Here is an 18,059-nt window from a genome sequence, read left to right on the forward strand (position 1 = left end):
GTAATTACATATACAGGAGGAATGTTCTATGAAAACTTTTACTATTGATGAATTGGCTCGCTTTATCGATCACACAAACCTAAAACCGACCGCTACTAGAGAAGACATGCGTCTCTTATGTAACGAAGCGAAGGACTATCATTTTAAAATGGTCGCAATCAATCAGGTCCAATCCGAATTATGCAGCGACCTGCTGAAAGACACCGATATTAACATCGGCGCAGCCATCAGCTTTCCGCTTGGACAAACTTCAATTGCTTCAAAGGTAGCGGAAACAAAAGACGCCATAAAAAATGGTGCAACAGAAATCGATTATGTCATCAACATTACTGAAGTGAAAGAAAAGAATTGGGACTACTTACAAGGTGAAATGGAACAAATCGTAGCAATCTGTAAGGAGAATGGGGTCATCTCTAAAGTAATTTTTGAAAACGCCTATCTTGAGGATGAAGAAAAGATTGCTTTGTGCGAGATTGCTAAACAAGTAAAACCCGACTTCATCAAAACCTCTACCGGCTTCGCCCCTTCAGGAGCAACCTTCGAGGATGTGAAGTTAATGAAAGAACATGTTGGTCCCGAAGTTAAAGTTAAAGCCGCCGGCGGCATCCGTGACGCTCAAACCTTCAAAAAAATGATTGCTTGCGGTGCAGAGCGTATCGGTACAAGTTCAGGTATCACTATTATTGAGGCTTTAAAGCAAGAAACTGTTGACGGAACAATCACTATTTAGGAGAAAAATATGAAAAAAATCGCTATTACAGGTGCCAACGGATATCTGGCTTCCTTGATCCAAACCATCAATCACGCTGATTTTGATTTTATTCCGATAACTCGAAAGGATGTAGATTTGGCAAATCCTGAAGCTGTTGAGGATTATTTCAAAGCATTAGAGTATGATCTTGTGTTCCATGCAGCAGCTCGAACACAAACGGCCGACTGCGAGGAAAATCCGTTAGACACTCATAAAGTAAATACCGAGAGTGCTATTAATATTGCCAAAGTCTGCCAAGAAAAAGGCGCGCGATTCATTTTTTTGAGTACCGAGCAGGTTTTCAATAACCGCACAGAAGACCTCCCCTACACGGAAGAGACACCCGTAAACAGTACATCCCTTTATGGGCAGCAAAAAATCGAAGTCGAAAACTTTTTGCTTGAAAACCAAATTGATGGGGTGATTTTGCGTTTATCTTGGATGATGGGTCTTTCTTATCCCGGAATCAAAAGCAGTCCAAACATCATCAAAAATGTGATGAAGGCAATGTTTTATCAAAAGCCTACGCTGTTTACCGTCAATGAGTGTCGCGGTATGACTTATGCCAAAAATCTGGCAGAACAATTTGATAAGATCATTGATTTGCCACGAGGAATTTATCACTTTTCGAGTCAAAATGCTCTCTCTACTTATGATGCTGCTAAGCAAGTTGCCACAGTGCTGGGCTTTGACGACCTGCTGATCGATCAATACATCCTGCCCGATCAAAAGCGTTACGCAGATCGTTTCAGAAACCTGCGGCTGGCAACCAATAAAATTGAAGCCCATGGCATCAATATCTCCACTTTTGAAAAGGACATTCACGAATGTTTAGTTGATTTTGGTTGGCTTGATTAAACACAAAAAAAGTTGTTTCGCTTTTCACAGCGAAACAACTTTTTGCATTATCATCATTCGTCTAGCCTTAATCCCCGCCTGCAAGGATTTTTTCACGATTATAGATCGGATTATGATCTTTCAAATCTTCAATCGTACCAACTTGCTTGCCTTTTGAATAGTACCCGTCTAATAGACCTAATGATTGGAAAATCGTTTGTTTGTAGGCGATCTCTGCATTCCATTCTGTTGTATCAAGGATTTGTAAGGCTTTATGGATTGCTTCGATACCTGTTTCACCTGGAGCGCTGATCAATACCCCGTGACTGTTCAACAGCAGCATATTAGGCAGTTCCAGCTTCTCTTTTTCCATATAGTTGGAGACGAGCTCCGCTAATTCCGGCGAGCAGTTCGGTTCAAAATCAAGCACAGGTACATAGCCGATTTTTTGTGTCGCCTCTGTCAGATTTGGCATGTCTAATCCGGCAGTAGCCCAAAACATTGAATTAGGAGCATGAGCATGCAAGACCGCTTTGATTTCTGGATTCGTATCATAAACTGCCTCATGTAAATTAATTTCCCGCGTCAATTTTCCAACACCGTCAATCACTTTTCGCGTATGAGGTTCAACTACTAAGATTTGCGCCGGTGATACTTCGCCTAAATAGGCTTCCGACATCATCGTTGGGGTCATAATAATATATTCGTTACCTTCTTGATCCGTCGTTTTGAATGAAAAGTTGCCTCCTGCGACATTCGTATTCTTTCTTGCAAAAATCAATTTCACGATTCGTGCTAAATCTTCACGTTCTCTCTCAAAAATCATCCGTCCATCTGACATAGTTGAGACCACCTTTTCTATTTTTTGAAAATTTTTTTACTGGTAATAGCCGTTTGTGCCGCTTGCCTAACCTGCATCGCCTCTTCGTATTTTTTCCTTCGACGTTCGTCGTATTCCTTGAAAATCACAGGATTTCCATATTTATAAACACAGATTGCAAGGCCGATGGCAATAAAATTGAAGATTATTTGCTGCGTCATAAAGGCTAGGATAAAGCTTATGATCGCAAGAAATAGAACAAACAGCCATTTAGTTTTCTCTTTATTTTCGCTTCTCTTACTCATTTACTTTACCTGCCCTTCAATGATTTTATTACCCTGCGACTTTTACATTACTGACTTTTTTATCTGCTGTTTCTTCATATCTTTGGCTTGGAACTTTTGCTTTGTTCATATATTTGTATAGCCAAACAAACATCCCGATAAAGACAACTGCACCAACGATTCCTAAAATATTTCCTTTGAAAGCTTCAGCAAACAAGATTCTAAATTCCGGTCCTTCGATTGAAGACCAAGTGATCTGCTGACCTTTTTTGATACCTTCGACCGCTCCTGTTTTATCTGCCAAACCTGTTAAAATTGGTGTTAAGTACGTTGCCGCATACAGGTAGATCGGCATTGAAATGACACCCATGATCAGCATTCTCACAAGGTTACCGCCAGTTAACAGCAAACCACCCACCGCGATCGAATAATTGATAATACCAGCTAACGGCAATACCGCATTGCCTGGTAGAATAATCGCGTAACCAATAAACACAGGAACTAACAGAATCGCCGTAACCCAAATTTCAGAGCGTCCTGCCAAAACCGGCCAGTCTAATCCAATATAAACTTCACGATCCTTAAAGCGTTTTTTCATCATTTCCGACATAGCATCTGCTAGCGGAGATAGTGATTGCATAAACATTTTTGAGATCATTGGGAACAGCGCCATTGCCGTTGCGATTTGGATCGCTAAGTTCAATGAGCCTGACACGCCATATGCCGCAGCCAACCCAAGACCCAAACCGATAATAAAGCCCATCACAGAATTTTCAGAGAAGACCCCGATTTTTTTCTTCAATGCCTTGGTATCAGCCTGCTTGTTAAAGAACGGAATCTTATCCATGATCACATTGATCGGCAATAACAATACCGCTGAAATATTCATTAAGTGTGTAACTGTTACCAAAGGAATACCAGTCAAATCCTCAATATGACGCTGGAACATATCCCCCATCTTCAATTCCAAAATGACTTGAACGATTGCCGTCGCAAAGCCGGCTATCAAACTCCCGCTGATAAAGTAAACGAGATAAGCTGTTAAGGCCTTCCCCCAAACATTCCACATGTCGACATTCAGCGTTTTGGTCCAATTTAAGACCAACATCACAAAATTTACACCAAGTACTACTGCAAAGAATACAAAAGCATAAGACCAAGACCATGTGATACTGGCTGCACCTGTCCATCCTAAGTCTAACGCCGGCAAGTTAAGCCCGGTATTTTTCGCCAACGCTTCTGATGCTGGACTTACCGCATTGGACATAAAACCAATGACCATCGACATACCGGTAAAGGCGATCCCTAAAGTAATCGCTGACATAAAGGCCTTCTTGAATTTCATTCCGGCAACAAGTCCTAAAATCAAAATAATCAATGGAACAAAAATAGCTGAACCCAACCCTAAGATATAGTTGATAATATCCTGAAATATTTCCACGCTTCCCACTTCTTTCCCTACTTATTTTTTTGTTCGTTATTCAACCAACGCCTTGATATCATCATAAATTTGATCAGCACCCATCCCCGTTAAAAATGGGATTCCCGGGAAAACCTTTACGCCAAGCTCATCAGCCTTTTCCAACACTTCATCATCTGGTTGTGCGACATAAACATAAATTCCGGTGGACGGCAGTTCATTTTGAATCGATTTATAATCCACTGCTTCAACCGGGAAATCAATTCCGTCATCTTCTAACAAACTCGCGATCTTACTAGCAATCGTTTGACTCGTAGCTACTCCGCTTCCACATGCAACAATCAATCTTCTTTTCATCTCAAATTCCTCCAGCTTCTATAATTTATTGTGTTAAAACTTCTGATTAAATATTTTGAGTAAATAATTGATAGATCTTCATTTTGTCCTCTTCTTGCATAAAGGCTGTAACGAACTCTTCTTTCATAAATAATTCCATAAACGCTTGAAGCAACCCGACCTGTCCTTTAGGGTCCTTGATACCAAGAAAAAATAAGTTCTTTACGCCCATCTCCTGACTGTCGCCCATTTGCTTAACCTTTACCTCGTTTTTCAGTCTTGCAATGTAGACAAAGGGTTTTTCGATATACTCAGGATCGGAATGCGGCAAAGCAATATTCAGATGCTGCGTGATCAGCCCTGTAGGAAATTGCTTCTCCCTTGTAGTGATCCCCTTCAGATACCCTTCATTGACAAATCCCAAAGCCTGCAAGTGAGCAGCCACATTTTCAAAAACCTTTTCCTCACTCTCTCCATCCACTTCAAGACTGATCAGCTGCTGATCAAACATCTCTTTGTAGTCCATTAATGATTCACTCCTTTCTAACATCTGTTGAAACATTTTGTTAAACTTTGTTAAGATGTGTTTTACAATGTAAATATACAACGCTTAAAATCGTTTGTCAACGCTTTCTTTTCTTTTTATTTCAAACAAAAACAAGCTTCATTAAATGCAATCGCAAAATTTTAACAAACATTAACATAGATGAACATTTTTTCCTTGCTTTTTCCGACTTTAAATGCTATTAATTAATGTATAGACACTGTCTCTTATACACATCTAGATGTGTATAAGAGATTTCTATAGGAATTATAGTTATGACATAAAATAAAATGTAATTACATATAAAATGAGAGGTGATTTATTGATGAAACTATTGGTTGTAAGTCATGGTGCATTCTGTCAAGGAATTTTGGATAGTTATCAGATGATTGCTGGTGAGAATAAAGATATTTTCGCGATCAGCTTAACAGATACTGGAATCCAGGATTTTTCCGAACGACTGAATAAACAATTAACGGAACTAGAATCGGAGGATATATTGATTTTGACAGATATTAAAGGTGGGACTCCTTATAATGAGGCCTATAAATATTACTTGTCGAATGAAGAACGAATTCGAGTGGTGGCAGGAATGAATTTACCAATGGTGATCGAGGTCGGTCTTAATTTAGCGAATACGAAGTTGAACGACTTGGCTGAAATGGCAATTGAGATCGGGAAAAATGGAATTGAAGGGATTGTTGAAGAGGCAGCAGAGGACAACGATTTGGAGTTTTAAGGTTTAGCCTAAACATTCATTGAATGTTTAAGATAGCAATCATTTTTTAGGAGGAAGTTATTATGACGATTACTTTAGCAAGAATTGATGATCGCGTGATTCACGGACAAACGACCACAAGATGGACAAAAGCGAGATCGGTACAAGGAATTTTAGTAGTTGGCGATGATATCGCACAAGATGATTTACGAAAAAAAGTACTTAAAGCAGCTGCCGGAAATTTAAAATTAGGCATTTACACGACTGAACAGGCGGTAGAAAGTGTTCCAAAAGGAAAAGACTCCGCAAAAGATTTCTTTTTAATCAGCAATTCTCCTCAAACCTTTGCTGAACTGGTTCGGTTGGGAGTAGATTTTGGCGGAAAATTAAATGTAGGGCCTATGAACACTCGTGAAGGAGCCAAGGTTTTAGGCAGAACAGTTGCTATTGACGAAAAAGATTATGAGGCCTTCGATTATATGGAGCAGCATGGGATTGAAATTGGCTTCCAGCTATTACCAGATGATGAACCAAAGCCATGGAAAACCATGAAAGCAAAGTATGATTCATTGACAAGTTAAAAAGGCACTAAAGGGACTAATGAAAGATATGAAGGAGGAGAAAAGATGGACGGAAGTTTATTTTTACCGGCGTTATTAACAGGGATTTTTTGTTACTTAGGGGCGATCGAAAGCCCATGGTTATTTGGAATGAGCGGTGGCTTTTATGTGGTAGGACGCCCTTTAGTAGCAGGCTTTTTGGTAGGGATCGCTTTTGGCGATATTCAAACAGGAGTACTGTGCGGCTTAGCAGTACAGGCCGTGTTTATCGCGAACTTATCTACCGGCGGAGCAACAAATAGCGAGATTACTTATGCGGCTTATGGCGGAATCGGGCTTGCTTTAGCTACCTCCGGAGAACCTGCAGTGGCTGTAACTCTTTCAATCCTGATCGGACAGACATTTGGACTTATTTTTTACAATACACGTATGGCATTGTATTCATTCTGGAACACTCGAGCGCAGACTGCTGCTGAAAACAATGATGATCGAGGGATCATGCTGAATCATATCGCATATCCGCAGATTACGACCTTCTTTCTCCGAGCAGTTCCAATTTTTGCTGCTATCTTCTTTGGGAGAGGTTTAGTTGATTGGCTGTTAAATAATGTTCCGCAAGTTGTGACAGACACTATTTCTGTTCTTGGCGGTGTTTTACCAGCATTAGGGATAGCTATGTTGATGGGGATCGTCGTTAAAGAAAAGATCCATTTAGTTTTCTTTTTCGCCGGCTTTGTTTTAATAGCGTTCGCTAAATTAAATATGATTGCTTTAGTATTTCTAGCAGCTATGGTTGCTTATGTCGTTTATTTAAGTACGGGAAAAACGGGCGGCGATAATAAGCTTGCTGCAGCTACAAACACGACTGTTGAGCAAAATGAAGCGGCCTATGAGGATGACGATCTTTTTTAAGGAGGGAAATAAATGGAAAATCGATTAACAAAAAAAGAATTGCGTCAGATTTGGAAACGTTGGGGATTTACGCATCTATCCTCAATGAGTTATGAAAAATTACAAGCACATGCTTGGGCGTATTCCTATCTGCCGTTTGCCGAAAAGTATTATAAAGATGATGAAGAAGCAAAACGCAGATTATTATTAAGACACTCGATGTTTTATAATACTGAGCCGCAAACCGGGCAATTGATCAATGGGATCGTAGCTTCATTAGAAGAAGAGATCGCTATTGGCGGCGATGTTCCAGAAGAAATGCCGGTAAATATCAAGACGACTTTGATGGGGCCCTTAGCAGGGATTGGAGATTCAATCATCCAAGGGATCATCGTACCGATACTATTGTCTATTGCAATGGGCTTAGCTGCTGGTGGAAATGCTTTAGGTCCAATTTTCTATATGATTAGCTATGGGATTATTGGTCCGTTGATTTCATACTTATGCTTTATGAACGGCTACCGATTAGGTGTGAGTGCAATAGATGTTATTATCGGGGAGAACGCGAAACGAATTACTGATGCTTTCAATATCTTAGGAATCATGGTTGTTGGCGGCCTGGCAGCTTCGAATATTGCTTTGACGACTAAAATCAAAATTCCTATGGGAGATGAAGTTCAAAAACTACAAACTGTCTTGGATGGAATTTTCCCTAATGTACTTCCTTTAGTCATGGTATTATTAGCTTGGTACTTGCTGACTTCAAAACAAATGACAGCCACCAAAGTTATTCTGGTTTTGACGGTTATTTCAGCAATTGGTGTGGTGATCGGAGTATTTTAAACAAACTGGGCGTGTTTCTTATGGAACGCGCCTTCTTTATTTAACAATAATGAAGGATTTAGGAGGACTATCAATGTATATTTTAGAGCCAGAATCGCGGGAAAGAATTTGGGGAACACCAAGATTACACGACTATAGCGGTGATCAGCAGATCGAAAAAATCGGATCGGTCTATTCGGCCAGCGGAGTTTCCGAGATCGACTGCGGCATAGTAAATGAAGAGAAGTCATTCAGTGAAATGATTGCGGAGAATCCTGAAAAATTCGGTCTTGAAGCAGGGGAAGTCTATCCCTTGATTATTTCTTTTACTGCTTGTGATGAGGACCTTAGTATTCAAGTGCATCCTACCGATGAATACGCTCAAAAGGTTGAACAGATGCCTTATGGTAAAAGTGAAGCATGGTATTTTATCAATCCGCCGGAAAAAGGATGGATTTATGCTGAACAGCAAATTCCGGAAAAATCGATTATTTTAGAAGCAGCAAAAGAAAATAAGTATCCTAAAATTTTGAAGGAATATCCGGTTGCTCAACACGATTTGATCTACATTCCTTCTGGCACGATCCACGCGTTGACAAAAGGTTCTCTTGTTTATGAAATTCAACAAGCGACCGATATTACCTATCGCTTTTATGACTATGACAGGATAGATAAGAATGGAAAAAAACGCGATCTTCACGTTGAAAAAGCCATCGAAGCACTGCAGCCAGATAAACAAGTAGAAAAGCGGACCTTTGAATCAGGAGAAACAGTCAATCAAAGGGAATTCACCATCCAACATTTAAAAGGAAAACAAATCGTAGAAAACAACTCTGATGTAGCGAGCATTCTTACCATTATTGCTGGTACACTAGTTATCGCTGGCACTACTTGCCAAGCGGGGCAAAGTATTGTTTTATTAAAAGATGAGATGTTTGAATTGCCAGATACGGTTGAAGCGGTTCTGGCTACACCGACAAAATATTGGAAAAAGTAAATATGATATAATGGATACAATTAATTGAGGAGTAGGTAGCTTATGAATATCCCTTTGCACAAAAAAATTCGAATGGATCTATTGGAAAAAATTCAAAATGGAGAATACGCGGAAAATCAACTGATTCCTACAGAGATGGAGCTGGCGGAACAATACAGTGTTAGTCGGCCTACTGTTCGTCAGGCTGTACAGGCATTGGTGGATGAAGGCTACTTAGAGAAGCGTAAAAAAAGAGGAACGATTGTCAAAAAAAATAAAATCCAGCAGGAATTTACCCATGTGATCGAGAGTTTTGATTCGGAAATGAGTCGAAAAGGGATTATTCCCAAAACAAAGGTCTTAAACTTCAAAAAAGTTGCGGCGAATGAGGAAGTCGCTGAAAACTTAGGATTGAGTCAAGGGGACGAAGTCTATAAGCTAACGCGTTTGCGTTACGCAGAGGTGAAGCCGGTGGTTTTGGTTACCAGCTACATTCCATGTGAGCTGTTTCCAAATTTTCAACAAGTTGATTTTACGAAAGAGAAAATGTATCAAGTCATAGAAGAAATGGGCTATCCGATTAAAACAGTCATGAGAAAATTGGAGGTCATTAAGGCGGATGAAACTATCAGCGATTTATTGGATGTGGCAGAAGGCGATCCGATGTTTTATTTCCATACGCAAGGTTTTTCAGAGAATCGCGTGCCGGTCGAATACTCGATATCGAAATACCGCGGAGATATTAACTATTTTGTTTTTGAATTAGCGCAATAAGAATATCAAGGTAAATAGAGTAGAGAGAAAATCACTGATTTTCTCTCTACTCTATTTTTTATGACAAGTGTCACAAGTATTACTGACATTTTGGAATTATTTTTGAAGCTTTCGTGCTATAAACTAAAGTCATCGACAAGGAGAGAAGGAATAAGATGGAATCGATAGTAAAAGTAAAGAGTATTAAGGTCACATTTAAACGCAAGCAGGTTTTACAAGGAATTGATTGTGAATTGTTTCAAGGAGAGGTGGTAGGACTAGTCGGACCAAATGGATCTGGAAAAACAACCTTGATGAAAGCGTTGCTCGGTTTTATTAAAATAGAAAGCGGCACTATTTTGAAAAACGATAAAAGACTGACAGGACTGATAGAGCAGCCTGGATTATACCCTTTTATGACAGGACTTGAGCACTTAGAAATGTTTAATCAAGTTGCCGCTGCAAACGATCAGATTGATATTTTGATAGACTTGCTAGATTTAAGCAAGTTTATCAATAAAAAGACAAAAGAATATTCTTTAGGAATGAAGCAACGGTTAGGAATTGCGATCTCATTGTTAAATGATCCTGACGTTGTGGTACTAGATGAGCCGATGAATGGGCTAGATCCTTATTCGATAAAACTTTTAAGAGAGCTGATTCTTACTTATTGTGAACAAGGAACAACTTTTTTAGTATCTAGTCATCTATTGAATGAGTTAGAGCAAATTGCAGATAGGGTATTGCTGTTAAAAGAGGGAAAGTTGATTTGGACAGGAGAGCAGCTAGAGCGGTTAAATGATTTTGAGGAAGAATTAATCGCTAAATTAATCTAAAGGTGGATAAAAATGAAAAGAGCACTTACTCAAGAAATCATCAAGTTAATCAAACAAAGGGTTATTTTAAAGCATACACTGAGTTTATTTATGCTAATAGGTAGTTTGGCAACTGTAACTAAATATGGAAAATTTGGATATCTGACACCAGAAAAAATGATTTTGTCACTCTTTAATAGTGGGTGGTTAGTAGTATTCTTTATGGTATATCTAGCAAGTCAGACTTTCTTAATGGAGTTTCGGTATGGAACGATCAAAAATCTACTTAATGATTGCAGCCGAAAGAAACTGTTTGCTGCAAAAATTTTTACATTACTAGGATATTCGCTGTATCTAAAAGGACTATCTGTTATTTTAACCATAGGTTCAACTCTTATTCTCTTTCCTGATCTCGTATTAGGAGGAATCTTCCAGCAAAATTTATTGGCTGATGAATGGTTTAATATTTGCGGCAGTTTTATTGGAGTCTGGCTTTTTGCGAGTCTGTCATTGATGATTTCGCTGTTAATCAAAAATGAATCATTGGCAAGCATGCTGGGGATTACGATTTACTTTGTTTCATCTATGGTTGCTGGCGTACAATTTATTCTTATCAATCATTATTCGTGGTTAAAATGGAATCCTTTTAATATGTTGAATCTGGCAAATCAATTAAGTAATGGCGGGTTAAACCATTTAACGCAATTATCTATTAAACAATTAGCATTGGGAAATATGAGCTATATTTTAATTTTCATTATATTATCTGGAATTATTTTTAATAAAAGGAGTATTTAGAAAAAAATTGTGAGTGGTTTAGGGGTTTATCAGATATAATGATGACTATTATAGAAAGGTGCTTTTATGGTTAAATTTCGTCTATTTCCTAGAGGGGAAACTCTAGTTTCGGTTATCTGGATGCTTTTTCTTGTCATTCCAATGATCGGACTATTCCCATTTGATACGCTTCATAAACAATTTGTAGGAGTGCTGTTGGCCATTTTTGCTTTAGGCTATCGAAATACTCTTTTTCGTGGAGACTATTTTTTATATTGGTTGATGCTCCAGTTTTTAATCGCAGGTTTTTATAGTGTAGATTTAGGATATATCTATTTGTTCATGTTTCCAGCTTGGCAATTAGGTTTTTCGACCCTCCGAAAACAGTTGTTTTCATTCATGCTTGCTTGTCAGATTAGTTTGATGCTGCTTAGTCTTGTTTTCGGTGTCCTGATAAAGGCGAATTTTGATAAAAACCAAGTAGTTTTGACAGTAATCTTTGCGGTTTTTACGGTACTTGCTCCTTTAGCGGGGCGTGAATTTTATAAGCAGCAAGAGCAGAGAAAACAGCTTTATCAGGCAAATCAACGAATGGAATCGATCATTAAAGATGAAGAAAGAAATCGGATCGCAAGAGAACTACATGATTCGCTAGGGCAATCTCTATCGGTAATAACGATTAAGCTTGAACTGGCACAAAAATTACTTGATAAAAAACCAGAGAGTGTTTCAGCAGAATTACAGGAAATCGAAGGAATCTCCAGATCAACCCTAAAAACTGTAAGAGAAATCGTTTCAGATATCCGCAGGAGAAGTATTTCTGAAGAGCTAATTGAAATAAATCAAGCCCTTATTGCAGCGAATATCATTTTCACAACAGAAAATGAGGAGTTGGCTTCCTTTCTGACCAGTCCTCAGCAAACGGAGTTTAGTTCCGTTTTGCGTGAATCGATCACAAATATTATTCGTCATAGTAAAGCGAGTTATTGTTCTGTTCATTTTCTAAAAAAAGGTAATCAACTTGAAATTACAATTGCTGATAATGGGATTGGAGCGAAAAATCTGGTTCAAGGTAATGGTTTGTTAGGGATTAAGGAAAGAATGGTAAGGCTTGGAGGAACAATGGTATTGAACGATAAAGAGGGTCTGTTGCTAGACTTTACAATACCGCTCAAGGAGGATGAAGATGATTAAGGTTCTGATTGTTGAGGATCAAGGCGTGCTTTCTTCAGCGTTAGCAATGATTCTCAATCTAGAAAACGATCTTGAGGTGATTGGAACGGCGAAGGACGGTATCGAGGCAACCTCGATGATTCAGCAAAACTATCCAGATGTGGTTCTAACAGATATCGAGATGCCAAATAAAACTGGGTTGGAACTGGCGGAGGAATTTAAGGACAGTTCAATCAAGTTGATGATTCTAACGACATTTGCACGAGATGGTTATTTTGAAAAAGCTGTAGCCGCTGAGGTTTCTGCCTATTTATTAAAAGACACGCCTAGTGAAGAGTTGATCGATCATATCCGATCCGTGGTATCCGGGAAGAAGTACTTTGAACCTTCGCTAGTTACAGGTTATCTGAACCACCAAAGGAATCCATTGACTCAGAAGGAATTAGAAATTTTGACTCTGATTTCTGAAGGCAACACCTCAAAAGATATCTCTGCTAAACTTTACTTATCAGATGGCACTATTCGGAATTATATCTCAATAATAATCAATAAATTAGCAGCTAAAAATCGGATTGAAGCGGTTGCGATTGCTAAGGAAAATGGCTGGCTTTAAAAAGAGCACCAGTATGTTACAAGGAACTTTCTGTAGCGCTTTTCCAAGTAATTTGATAGTCTTAAAAAGAAAAGAGGCGATGAAATGTTAAAAACGGATCGATTTCAAGCGATCATGTCATTGTTAGAAGTTAGCGGAACAGTCCGTGTCAGTGATATCATGGACAAATTATCGGTTTCTGATATGACGGTGCGGCGTGATTTGGATGAATTAGAAAAGCAGGGCTTACTGGAGCGCGTGCATGGCGGTGCGAAATTGAAGGATTTTTATCGGCATGTGGAGCTTTCACATACGGAAAAGAAGATCATGCTGCAAGAAGAGAAGCAGCGTATCGTAGAAAGAGCCAATGAATTGATCAATGATGGTGACACGCTTTTTCTTGGACCGGGAACCACGATTGAGTTGTTGGCGAAAATTATCCAAGCGGATTCATTACGGATCGTGACGAATTGTCTGCCCGTGTTTGAGGAATTGAACAAACACAAAGGCAATCGGAAAATTTATCTTTTAGGCGGCGAACTGCGGGCGACGACTCAGTGTTTCGTCGGTGAGATCACCAACAAATCGCTGAATGACATGAACTTCCACAAAGCTTTTTTCAGCTGTAATGCATTAAATGAACAAAAGATCATGACTTCGACCTTTGAAGAAGGTCAGACGCAGCAAATTGCTTTGAATAATTCTGTCGAACGCTTTCTGTTGATCGATCATTCGAAGGTCGGAAAACGAGATTTTTCTGTTTATTACAACTTAAATGATGTGACGGCGGTCATTTCAGATAAAGACGAACAAAAACATTTTGAAAAGATCGAAAAAGAAGAAAAGTATATCGTATAAGGTGGTCGAAACCGTCCTCAAAATCTTCCATTGGAGGTTTTGAGGACGGTTTTTGGTCAAAAAAAGTCAAATGCTCTTTTATTTTTCACCCAATTTGATTATTTTCAATAAAATTATAGAATGCTTTTTTCACCTATTTATGGTGTATCATAATAATGAGGAATAAAGAAGGAATCATTATAATTCAAAGATTATTATCAAATTAGAAGGAGAGAGCACTTATGCAAACAAAACCATTGTCACAGATCACACTTTTCACTATGGGGCGGGCGAATCTGGAGAAGCGCTTGTCGAAATTTTACGAAGATTCTTCCGATGCGGATTCGACGCTTCAATATTTGGTGGCGGTGCTGGTTAGGCAATGCTTGTGCATCAGTGATTTCTCGGATTTTTGTGGGGACTTGGTTCGGGAGATCCTTTTATTTGCGGAGCCGTCAGATGTGCTGCGGAAGCTTGCTCCGTTGTTTCGGGCGTCCTTTAAATCCGGCAAAGAATGGGATGCGGTTACTCGCCGTCTTTATAAAAATAAGAATGAATATCATCGTTACAACAATCGCGTGAGCGACAATAAAAAGTATTTATTTAGTGCTACAACACCACCCGAGAAAATGGATGGACAATATAAAATCGTTTCGACCTTTGAGGATGCGGTGGGTAAAATCCATACATGGAGCTTGCGAGATGCCGACTCGGAATCTTCCGGAATGAAAATCGATGCGGCGTTAGAGCTGCTGTCTTCTTTGACGATCTTTGAAAAGGATGGCATTCGCCGCTTTGTTAAGCTGGAAAATTCCGATATCTTCAACTGCACTCGCTATCCGAAAGTCAGACATGGTGTGGTCTTGGAGACGTCTGGTCAAAATTCGGTTGATGTGGTGGCAGAAGCTCCAAGTCAAACTCCTGCTCAGCCCGCAACTTTCGACTTCAGTAACCTGAGCGAAACAGAAAAACTCGCATTAGTGAAAATGCTTTTACCAGAAGGAATGGTTTTAACAGACGCTCGGATGACGGAGCTTGGAGATGAAGAGAAGACCGAAAGTCCGGCCACCGTCGCACAAAAGGCTGAACCAAACAGCGCTGGATCAACTTCGGCAGTCAAAGAAAAACCAAAAGCCGAAAGCAAGAAGCCCGCAGAAATTCCCGTACACAAGAAAAACTCCTATTCCAACTATCAAAAGCCGAAAAGTGAGAAGCAGAGAAAGCGCGAGGAAAAGGACGAACTGATGATGAAAAGAGAAAAAGGCAAGGGCGGGGTTGGAAAAAAGAAAGATCGAAAACGCAATCGAAGGAAATAGGTTGCGTTGATTGAGGATGTTCTTTGGTGATTTTCAATTTAACTGAGATCGTTCCCTTTTCATCCAAATAAGCCATGTTTGTTTATGTTTATTTTTTGTTCTTTTGTAATGGAAAGAAATGGGTTCTGTAAAATAGTGTTATTCTATACGTTTATTTGGTGTGTACTTGTTAACAGAGAGCTTATATTCGACGGAAATTTCTGATAGCAATAAGGAATGAAACTTATCTTGCTCAAAGTACATTTTACATACTTATAGCTGAATAGCAGGCTTCTTTTTTAAGACTAAAAAGGATTGGTTTAGACAGTCTCCAATGTAAAATTCGAAAGGAACAAATAGCCGTAGGGAAGATGGAGGTATTTCTTTTATCTAAAAAAAAGCAAACATTTTTTGTCTGAAAGTGTTTACAAATTGTTTTTAAGGTGCTATTCTATTACTGAAATCGAAATATTAGTGGATTGTTACTATTGAATTAGGCAAAAACCGCAAGTAACTGATTGGTGGATCAATCGGTTGTTTGCGGTTTTTTTTGTAGAAATGGGGTGAAATAATTGTATCGAGTAGTTCAGGTATTGAACAACAATATCGCTATTGTAAAAAAGAATCATGAGCAGGCAATAGCGATGGGAAAGGGACTAGTTTTTCAAAAGAAGAAGGGGGACCTGCTATCAGAGGATTCGATTCAAAATCTATTTGTCTTGAAAAGTGAAGAATCAAAACAAAATTTCTCTTTTTTATTAAAGGACGTTCCATTGGATTTTATCACGACTGCATATGAAATTATTGAAAACGCTGTTACTAGGTATCATTATTCTGTTCAAGAATATATTTACGTTACATTAACAGATCACATCTATTGGAACTACAAGAGGCTGATAAAAGGAGAATATCAGAATAGTCTGTTGCCAGATATTAGTAAGCAATATCCGAAAGAGTATCAAATTGCAAAAGACGGCCTTCGAATAATCAAGGAACGCTTGGACATTACTTTTCCTGAAGATGAACTGAAGAACATCAGTATTCATTTTATTAATGCACAAGGAAAAACGCCAGAGCCGGCAGCAATACCAGCAGATACCTATGACGAGCAGCAGCGGGTTATGCAAATACTTGAAGAAGCATTACGAAAAAGAAACATTGTTCGAACAGAAAAAACACAGAATTTTTACGATCGCTTGATGATCCACTTACGCTATATGCTAGAGCGGACGGAAGAAGAAAAAGTAGACGAATTTGCTTTGAAGATGGAGGAAGATCTGAAAAAGGATTATCCGAAGGCCTACAGTGTAGCAGAGGAAATGTACAGAATCATCAATGAAAACACTGGTTTGAAGCTAAACGCCAGTGAAAAGGTTTACTTTACGATCCACATTCAACGATTACTATAAATGGAGGCAAGAGAAAAATGAAAAAATTACCAGAACACTTTATTTTTGGCGGAGCGACAGCAGCTTATCAATGTGAAGGAGCCACTAAAGAAGGTGGAAAAGGCGCAGTAGCGTGGGACGAATTTTTAGAAAAGCAAGGACGCTTCAGTCCTGATCCAGCCAGTGATTTCTATCATCAATATCCGGTAGATATTGAATTGTGTGAAAAATTCGGAGTCAATGGCTTGCGCTTGTCGATTGCTTGGAGCCGGATCTTTCCAGCAGGGATCGGCGAACCAAATCAAGAAGGGATCGATTACTATCACGATATTTTCCAAAAATGCAAAGAGCATCATGTGATTCCTTTTGTAACGCTGCATCATTTCGATACACCAAAAGCATTATTTGATCAAAATGATTTTCTAAATCGGGACAATATTGATGCTTTTGTCAATTATGCTAAGTTTTGTTTTGAGGAATTTACCGAAGTGCAGTACTGGAGCACCTTTAATGAGATTTATCCAGTTGCTACGAATCAGTATTTATTAGGTGTCTTTCCACCAGGAATCAAATTTGATTTTACAAAAATAATTATGTGTCTGCACAACATGATGGTGGCACACGCCAAAACAGTCAATATCTTCAAAGACAATGGCTATCCCGGAGAGATTGGTGTGGTTCACTCCTTGGAAACGAAATACGCAAACTCAGATTCTGATGAAGACAAGCATGCGGCATTTTTAGAAGACGCATTATCTATCCGCTTTTTATTGGAAGCGACTTATCTTGGACGTTACACGGATGAATTGTTAGGAGCCTTAGATGAAATTTGTGCAGCGCAAAATGCAACGTATGACTTTTTGGAAGAGGATTGTGTCGAGATGGAAAAAGCCTCACACCGGAATGACTTTCTGGGAATTAATCACTATCACAGTCATTTCTGTAAAGCATACCAAGGACCGAATGAAATTTATCACAATGGAACAGGTGATAAAGGAACTTCGGTGTATCGTGTAAATGGCATCGCAGAACGTGTTTACCGTGATGATATCCCAAGAACCGATTGGGATTGGTTGATTTATCCGCAAGGGCTGTATGATCTATTGATGCGCATTAAAAAAGATTATCCTCACTACAATAAAATTTATATCACGGAAAATGGTATGGGGTATAAGGATCATTTTGAAGACGGCGTCATTATGGATACTCCCCGAATAGATTATCTTCGTCAGTATTTGGGAGCATTGAGTGATGCGATCGCGGATGGCGTAAATGTAGAGGGCTACTTCTTATGGTCGTTAATGGATATGTTCTCTTGGACAAATGGCTACAATAAACGTTACGGACTATTCTATGTTGATTTTGAAACGCAAAAGCGTTATCCGAAGGAATCGGCCTATTGGTACAAACTACTAAGTGAAACAAAGACGATTATCTAATCGAAGGGTGGATGAAAGCACCAGTTGTTTT

The 18,059-nt window shown here is 39.0% G+C and carries 21 protein-coding genes; 16 read left to right on the forward strand and 5 right to left on the reverse strand.

The genetic code is table 11. From position 1 onward, the window contains the following. Positions 1–28: 28 nt before the first annotated feature. Both deoC and A5875_RS17750 read left to right on the forward strand, forming a co-directional pair. Complete coding sequence (deoC, locus tag A5875_RS17745; protein ID WP_088934922.1) at positions 29–730, forward strand: deoxyribose-phosphate aldolase; 702 nt, start codon at positions 29–31, stop codon at positions 728–730. A gap of 9 nt (positions 731–739) precedes the next feature. Then, a complete protein-coding gene (locus A5875_RS17750) occupies positions 740–1,609 on the forward strand; it encodes an SDR family oxidoreductase (RefSeq protein ID WP_088934923.1) in 870 nt (289 codons plus the stop codon). Positions 1,610–1,676: 67 nt separating this feature from the next. Here A5875_RS17750 and A5875_RS17755 read toward each other — a convergent pair whose 3' ends face one another. From A5875_RS17755 to A5875_RS17775, 5 genes are read right to left on the reverse strand one after another with little or no spacing between them, the layout of a single operon-like run. Beyond that, positions 1,677–2,429 carry a class II aldolase/adducin family protein gene (locus A5875_RS17755; protein WP_088934924.1) on the reverse strand — a complete coding sequence of 251 codons (753 nt, stop codon included), beginning with the start codon at positions 2,427–2,429 and terminating at the stop codon, positions 1,677–1,679. A gap of 17 nt (positions 2,430–2,446) precedes the next feature. Continuing rightward, positions 2,447–2,713 (reverse strand): hypothetical protein, encoded by a 267-nt coding sequence (locus A5875_RS17760; RefSeq protein WP_088934925.1) that lies wholly within the window; start codon positions 2,711–2,713, stop codon positions 2,447–2,449. A gap of 28 nt (positions 2,714–2,741) precedes the next feature. After that, a complete protein-coding gene (locus A5875_RS17765; RefSeq protein WP_176244746.1) occupies positions 2,742–4,133 on the reverse strand; it encodes a PTS galactitol transporter subunit IIC in 1,392 nt (463 codons plus the stop codon). A 36-nt stretch (positions 4,134–4,169) separates the two neighbouring features. Then, positions 4,170–4,469, reverse strand: a complete 300-nt coding sequence (locus tag A5875_RS17770) for a PTS sugar transporter subunit IIB (protein ID WP_088934927.1) — start codon at positions 4,467–4,469, stop codon at positions 4,170–4,172. Positions 4,470–4,515: 46 nt separating this feature from the next. Then, positions 4,516–4,974 (reverse strand): PTS sugar transporter subunit IIA, encoded by a 459-nt coding sequence (locus A5875_RS17775; RefSeq protein ID WP_088934928.1) that lies wholly within the window; start codon positions 4,972–4,974, stop codon positions 4,516–4,518. Between the two features lie 343 nt (positions 4,975–5,317). On the opposite strand from A5875_RS17775, the gene A5875_RS17780 reads away from it, so the two are divergent. The 14 genes from A5875_RS17780 to lacG all read left to right on the forward strand — a co-directional run bounded on the left by A5875_RS17780 (position 5,318) and on the right by lacG (position 18,028). Continuing rightward, the gene (locus A5875_RS17780) at positions 5,318–5,731 is read left to right on the forward strand and encodes a PTS sugar transporter subunit IIA (protein WP_088934929.1); all 414 of its coding nucleotides are present in this window, start codon (positions 5,318–5,320) and stop codon (positions 5,729–5,731) included. 62 nt (positions 5,732–5,793) lie between these two features. After that, positions 5,794–6,291: a PTS system mannose/fructose/N-acetylgalactosamine-transporter subunit IIB gene (locus tag A5875_RS17785; protein WP_088934930.1), complete on the forward strand. Its 498-nt coding sequence runs from the start codon at positions 5,794–5,796 to the stop codon at positions 6,289–6,291. A 45-nt stretch (positions 6,292–6,336) separates the two neighbouring features. Beyond that, positions 6,337–7,182, forward strand: coding sequence for a PTS mannose/fructose/sorbose/N-acetylgalactosamine transporter subunit IIC (locus tag A5875_RS17790; protein WP_088934931.1), 846 nt, complete (start codon positions 6,337–6,339; stop codon positions 7,180–7,182). A gap of 12 nt (positions 7,183–7,194) precedes the next feature. Further along, a complete protein-coding gene (locus tag A5875_RS17795) occupies positions 7,195–8,004 on the forward strand; it encodes a PTS system mannose/fructose/sorbose family transporter subunit IID (RefSeq protein ID WP_088934932.1) in 810 nt (269 codons plus the stop codon). A 73-nt stretch (positions 8,005–8,077) separates the two neighbouring features. Next, on the forward strand, positions 8,078–8,980 hold the full coding sequence (locus tag A5875_RS17800; RefSeq protein WP_088934933.1) for a class I mannose-6-phosphate isomerase: 903 nt from the start codon (positions 8,078–8,080) through the stop codon (positions 8,978–8,980). 42 nt (positions 8,981–9,022) lie between these two features. Then, a complete protein-coding gene (locus A5875_RS17805) occupies positions 9,023–9,733 on the forward strand; it encodes a GntR family transcriptional regulator (protein WP_088934934.1) in 711 nt (236 codons plus the stop codon). A 155-nt stretch (positions 9,734–9,888) separates the two neighbouring features. Further along, entirely contained in the window at positions 9,889–10,548 is a 660-nt protein-coding gene (locus tag A5875_RS17810) for an ATP-binding cassette domain-containing protein (protein WP_088934935.1), read from the forward strand. A 12-nt stretch (positions 10,549–10,560) separates the two neighbouring features. After that, entirely contained in the window at positions 10,561–11,325 is a 765-nt protein-coding gene (locus A5875_RS17815; RefSeq protein WP_088934936.1) for an ABC transporter permease, read from the forward strand. Between the two features lie 66 nt (positions 11,326–11,391). Continuing rightward, positions 11,392–12,498: a sensor histidine kinase gene (locus A5875_RS17820; RefSeq protein ID WP_088934937.1), complete on the forward strand. Its 1,107-nt coding sequence runs from the start codon at positions 11,392–11,394 to the stop codon at positions 12,496–12,498. After that, a complete protein-coding gene (locus A5875_RS17825; RefSeq protein ID WP_088934938.1) occupies positions 12,491–13,090 on the forward strand; it encodes a response regulator transcription factor in 600 nt (199 codons plus the stop codon). Before A5875_RS17820 ends, A5875_RS17825 begins: the two co-directional genes overlap by 8 nt. Before the next feature lie 84 nt (positions 13,091–13,174). Beyond that, on the forward strand, positions 13,175–13,927 hold the full coding sequence (locus A5875_RS17830) for a DeoR/GlpR family DNA-binding transcription regulator (protein ID WP_088934939.1): 753 nt from the start codon (positions 13,175–13,177) through the stop codon (positions 13,925–13,927). A gap of 221 nt (positions 13,928–14,148) precedes the next feature. After that, on the forward strand, positions 14,149–15,222 hold the full coding sequence (locus A5875_RS17835) for a hypothetical protein (protein WP_088934940.1): 1,074 nt from the start codon (positions 14,149–14,151) through the stop codon (positions 15,220–15,222). A gap of 551 nt (positions 15,223–15,773) precedes the next feature. After that, complete coding sequence (locus A5875_RS17840) at positions 15,774–16,610, forward strand: PRD domain-containing protein (RefSeq protein ID WP_088934941.1); 837 nt, start codon at positions 15,774–15,776, stop codon at positions 16,608–16,610. A gap of 17 nt (positions 16,611–16,627) precedes the next feature. After that, positions 16,628–18,028, forward strand: coding sequence for a 6-phospho-beta-galactosidase (gene lacG, locus A5875_RS17845; RefSeq protein WP_088934942.1), 1,401 nt, complete (start codon positions 16,628–16,630; stop codon positions 18,026–18,028). The last annotated feature ends 31 nt before the right edge of the window (positions 18,029–18,059 follow it).

The sequence above is a fragment of the Enterococcus sp. 3H8_DIV0648 genome, assembly GCF_002140655.1.
Lineage (GTDB): Bacteria > Bacillota > Bacilli > Lactobacillales > Enterococcaceae > Enterococcus_A > Enterococcus_A hulanensis.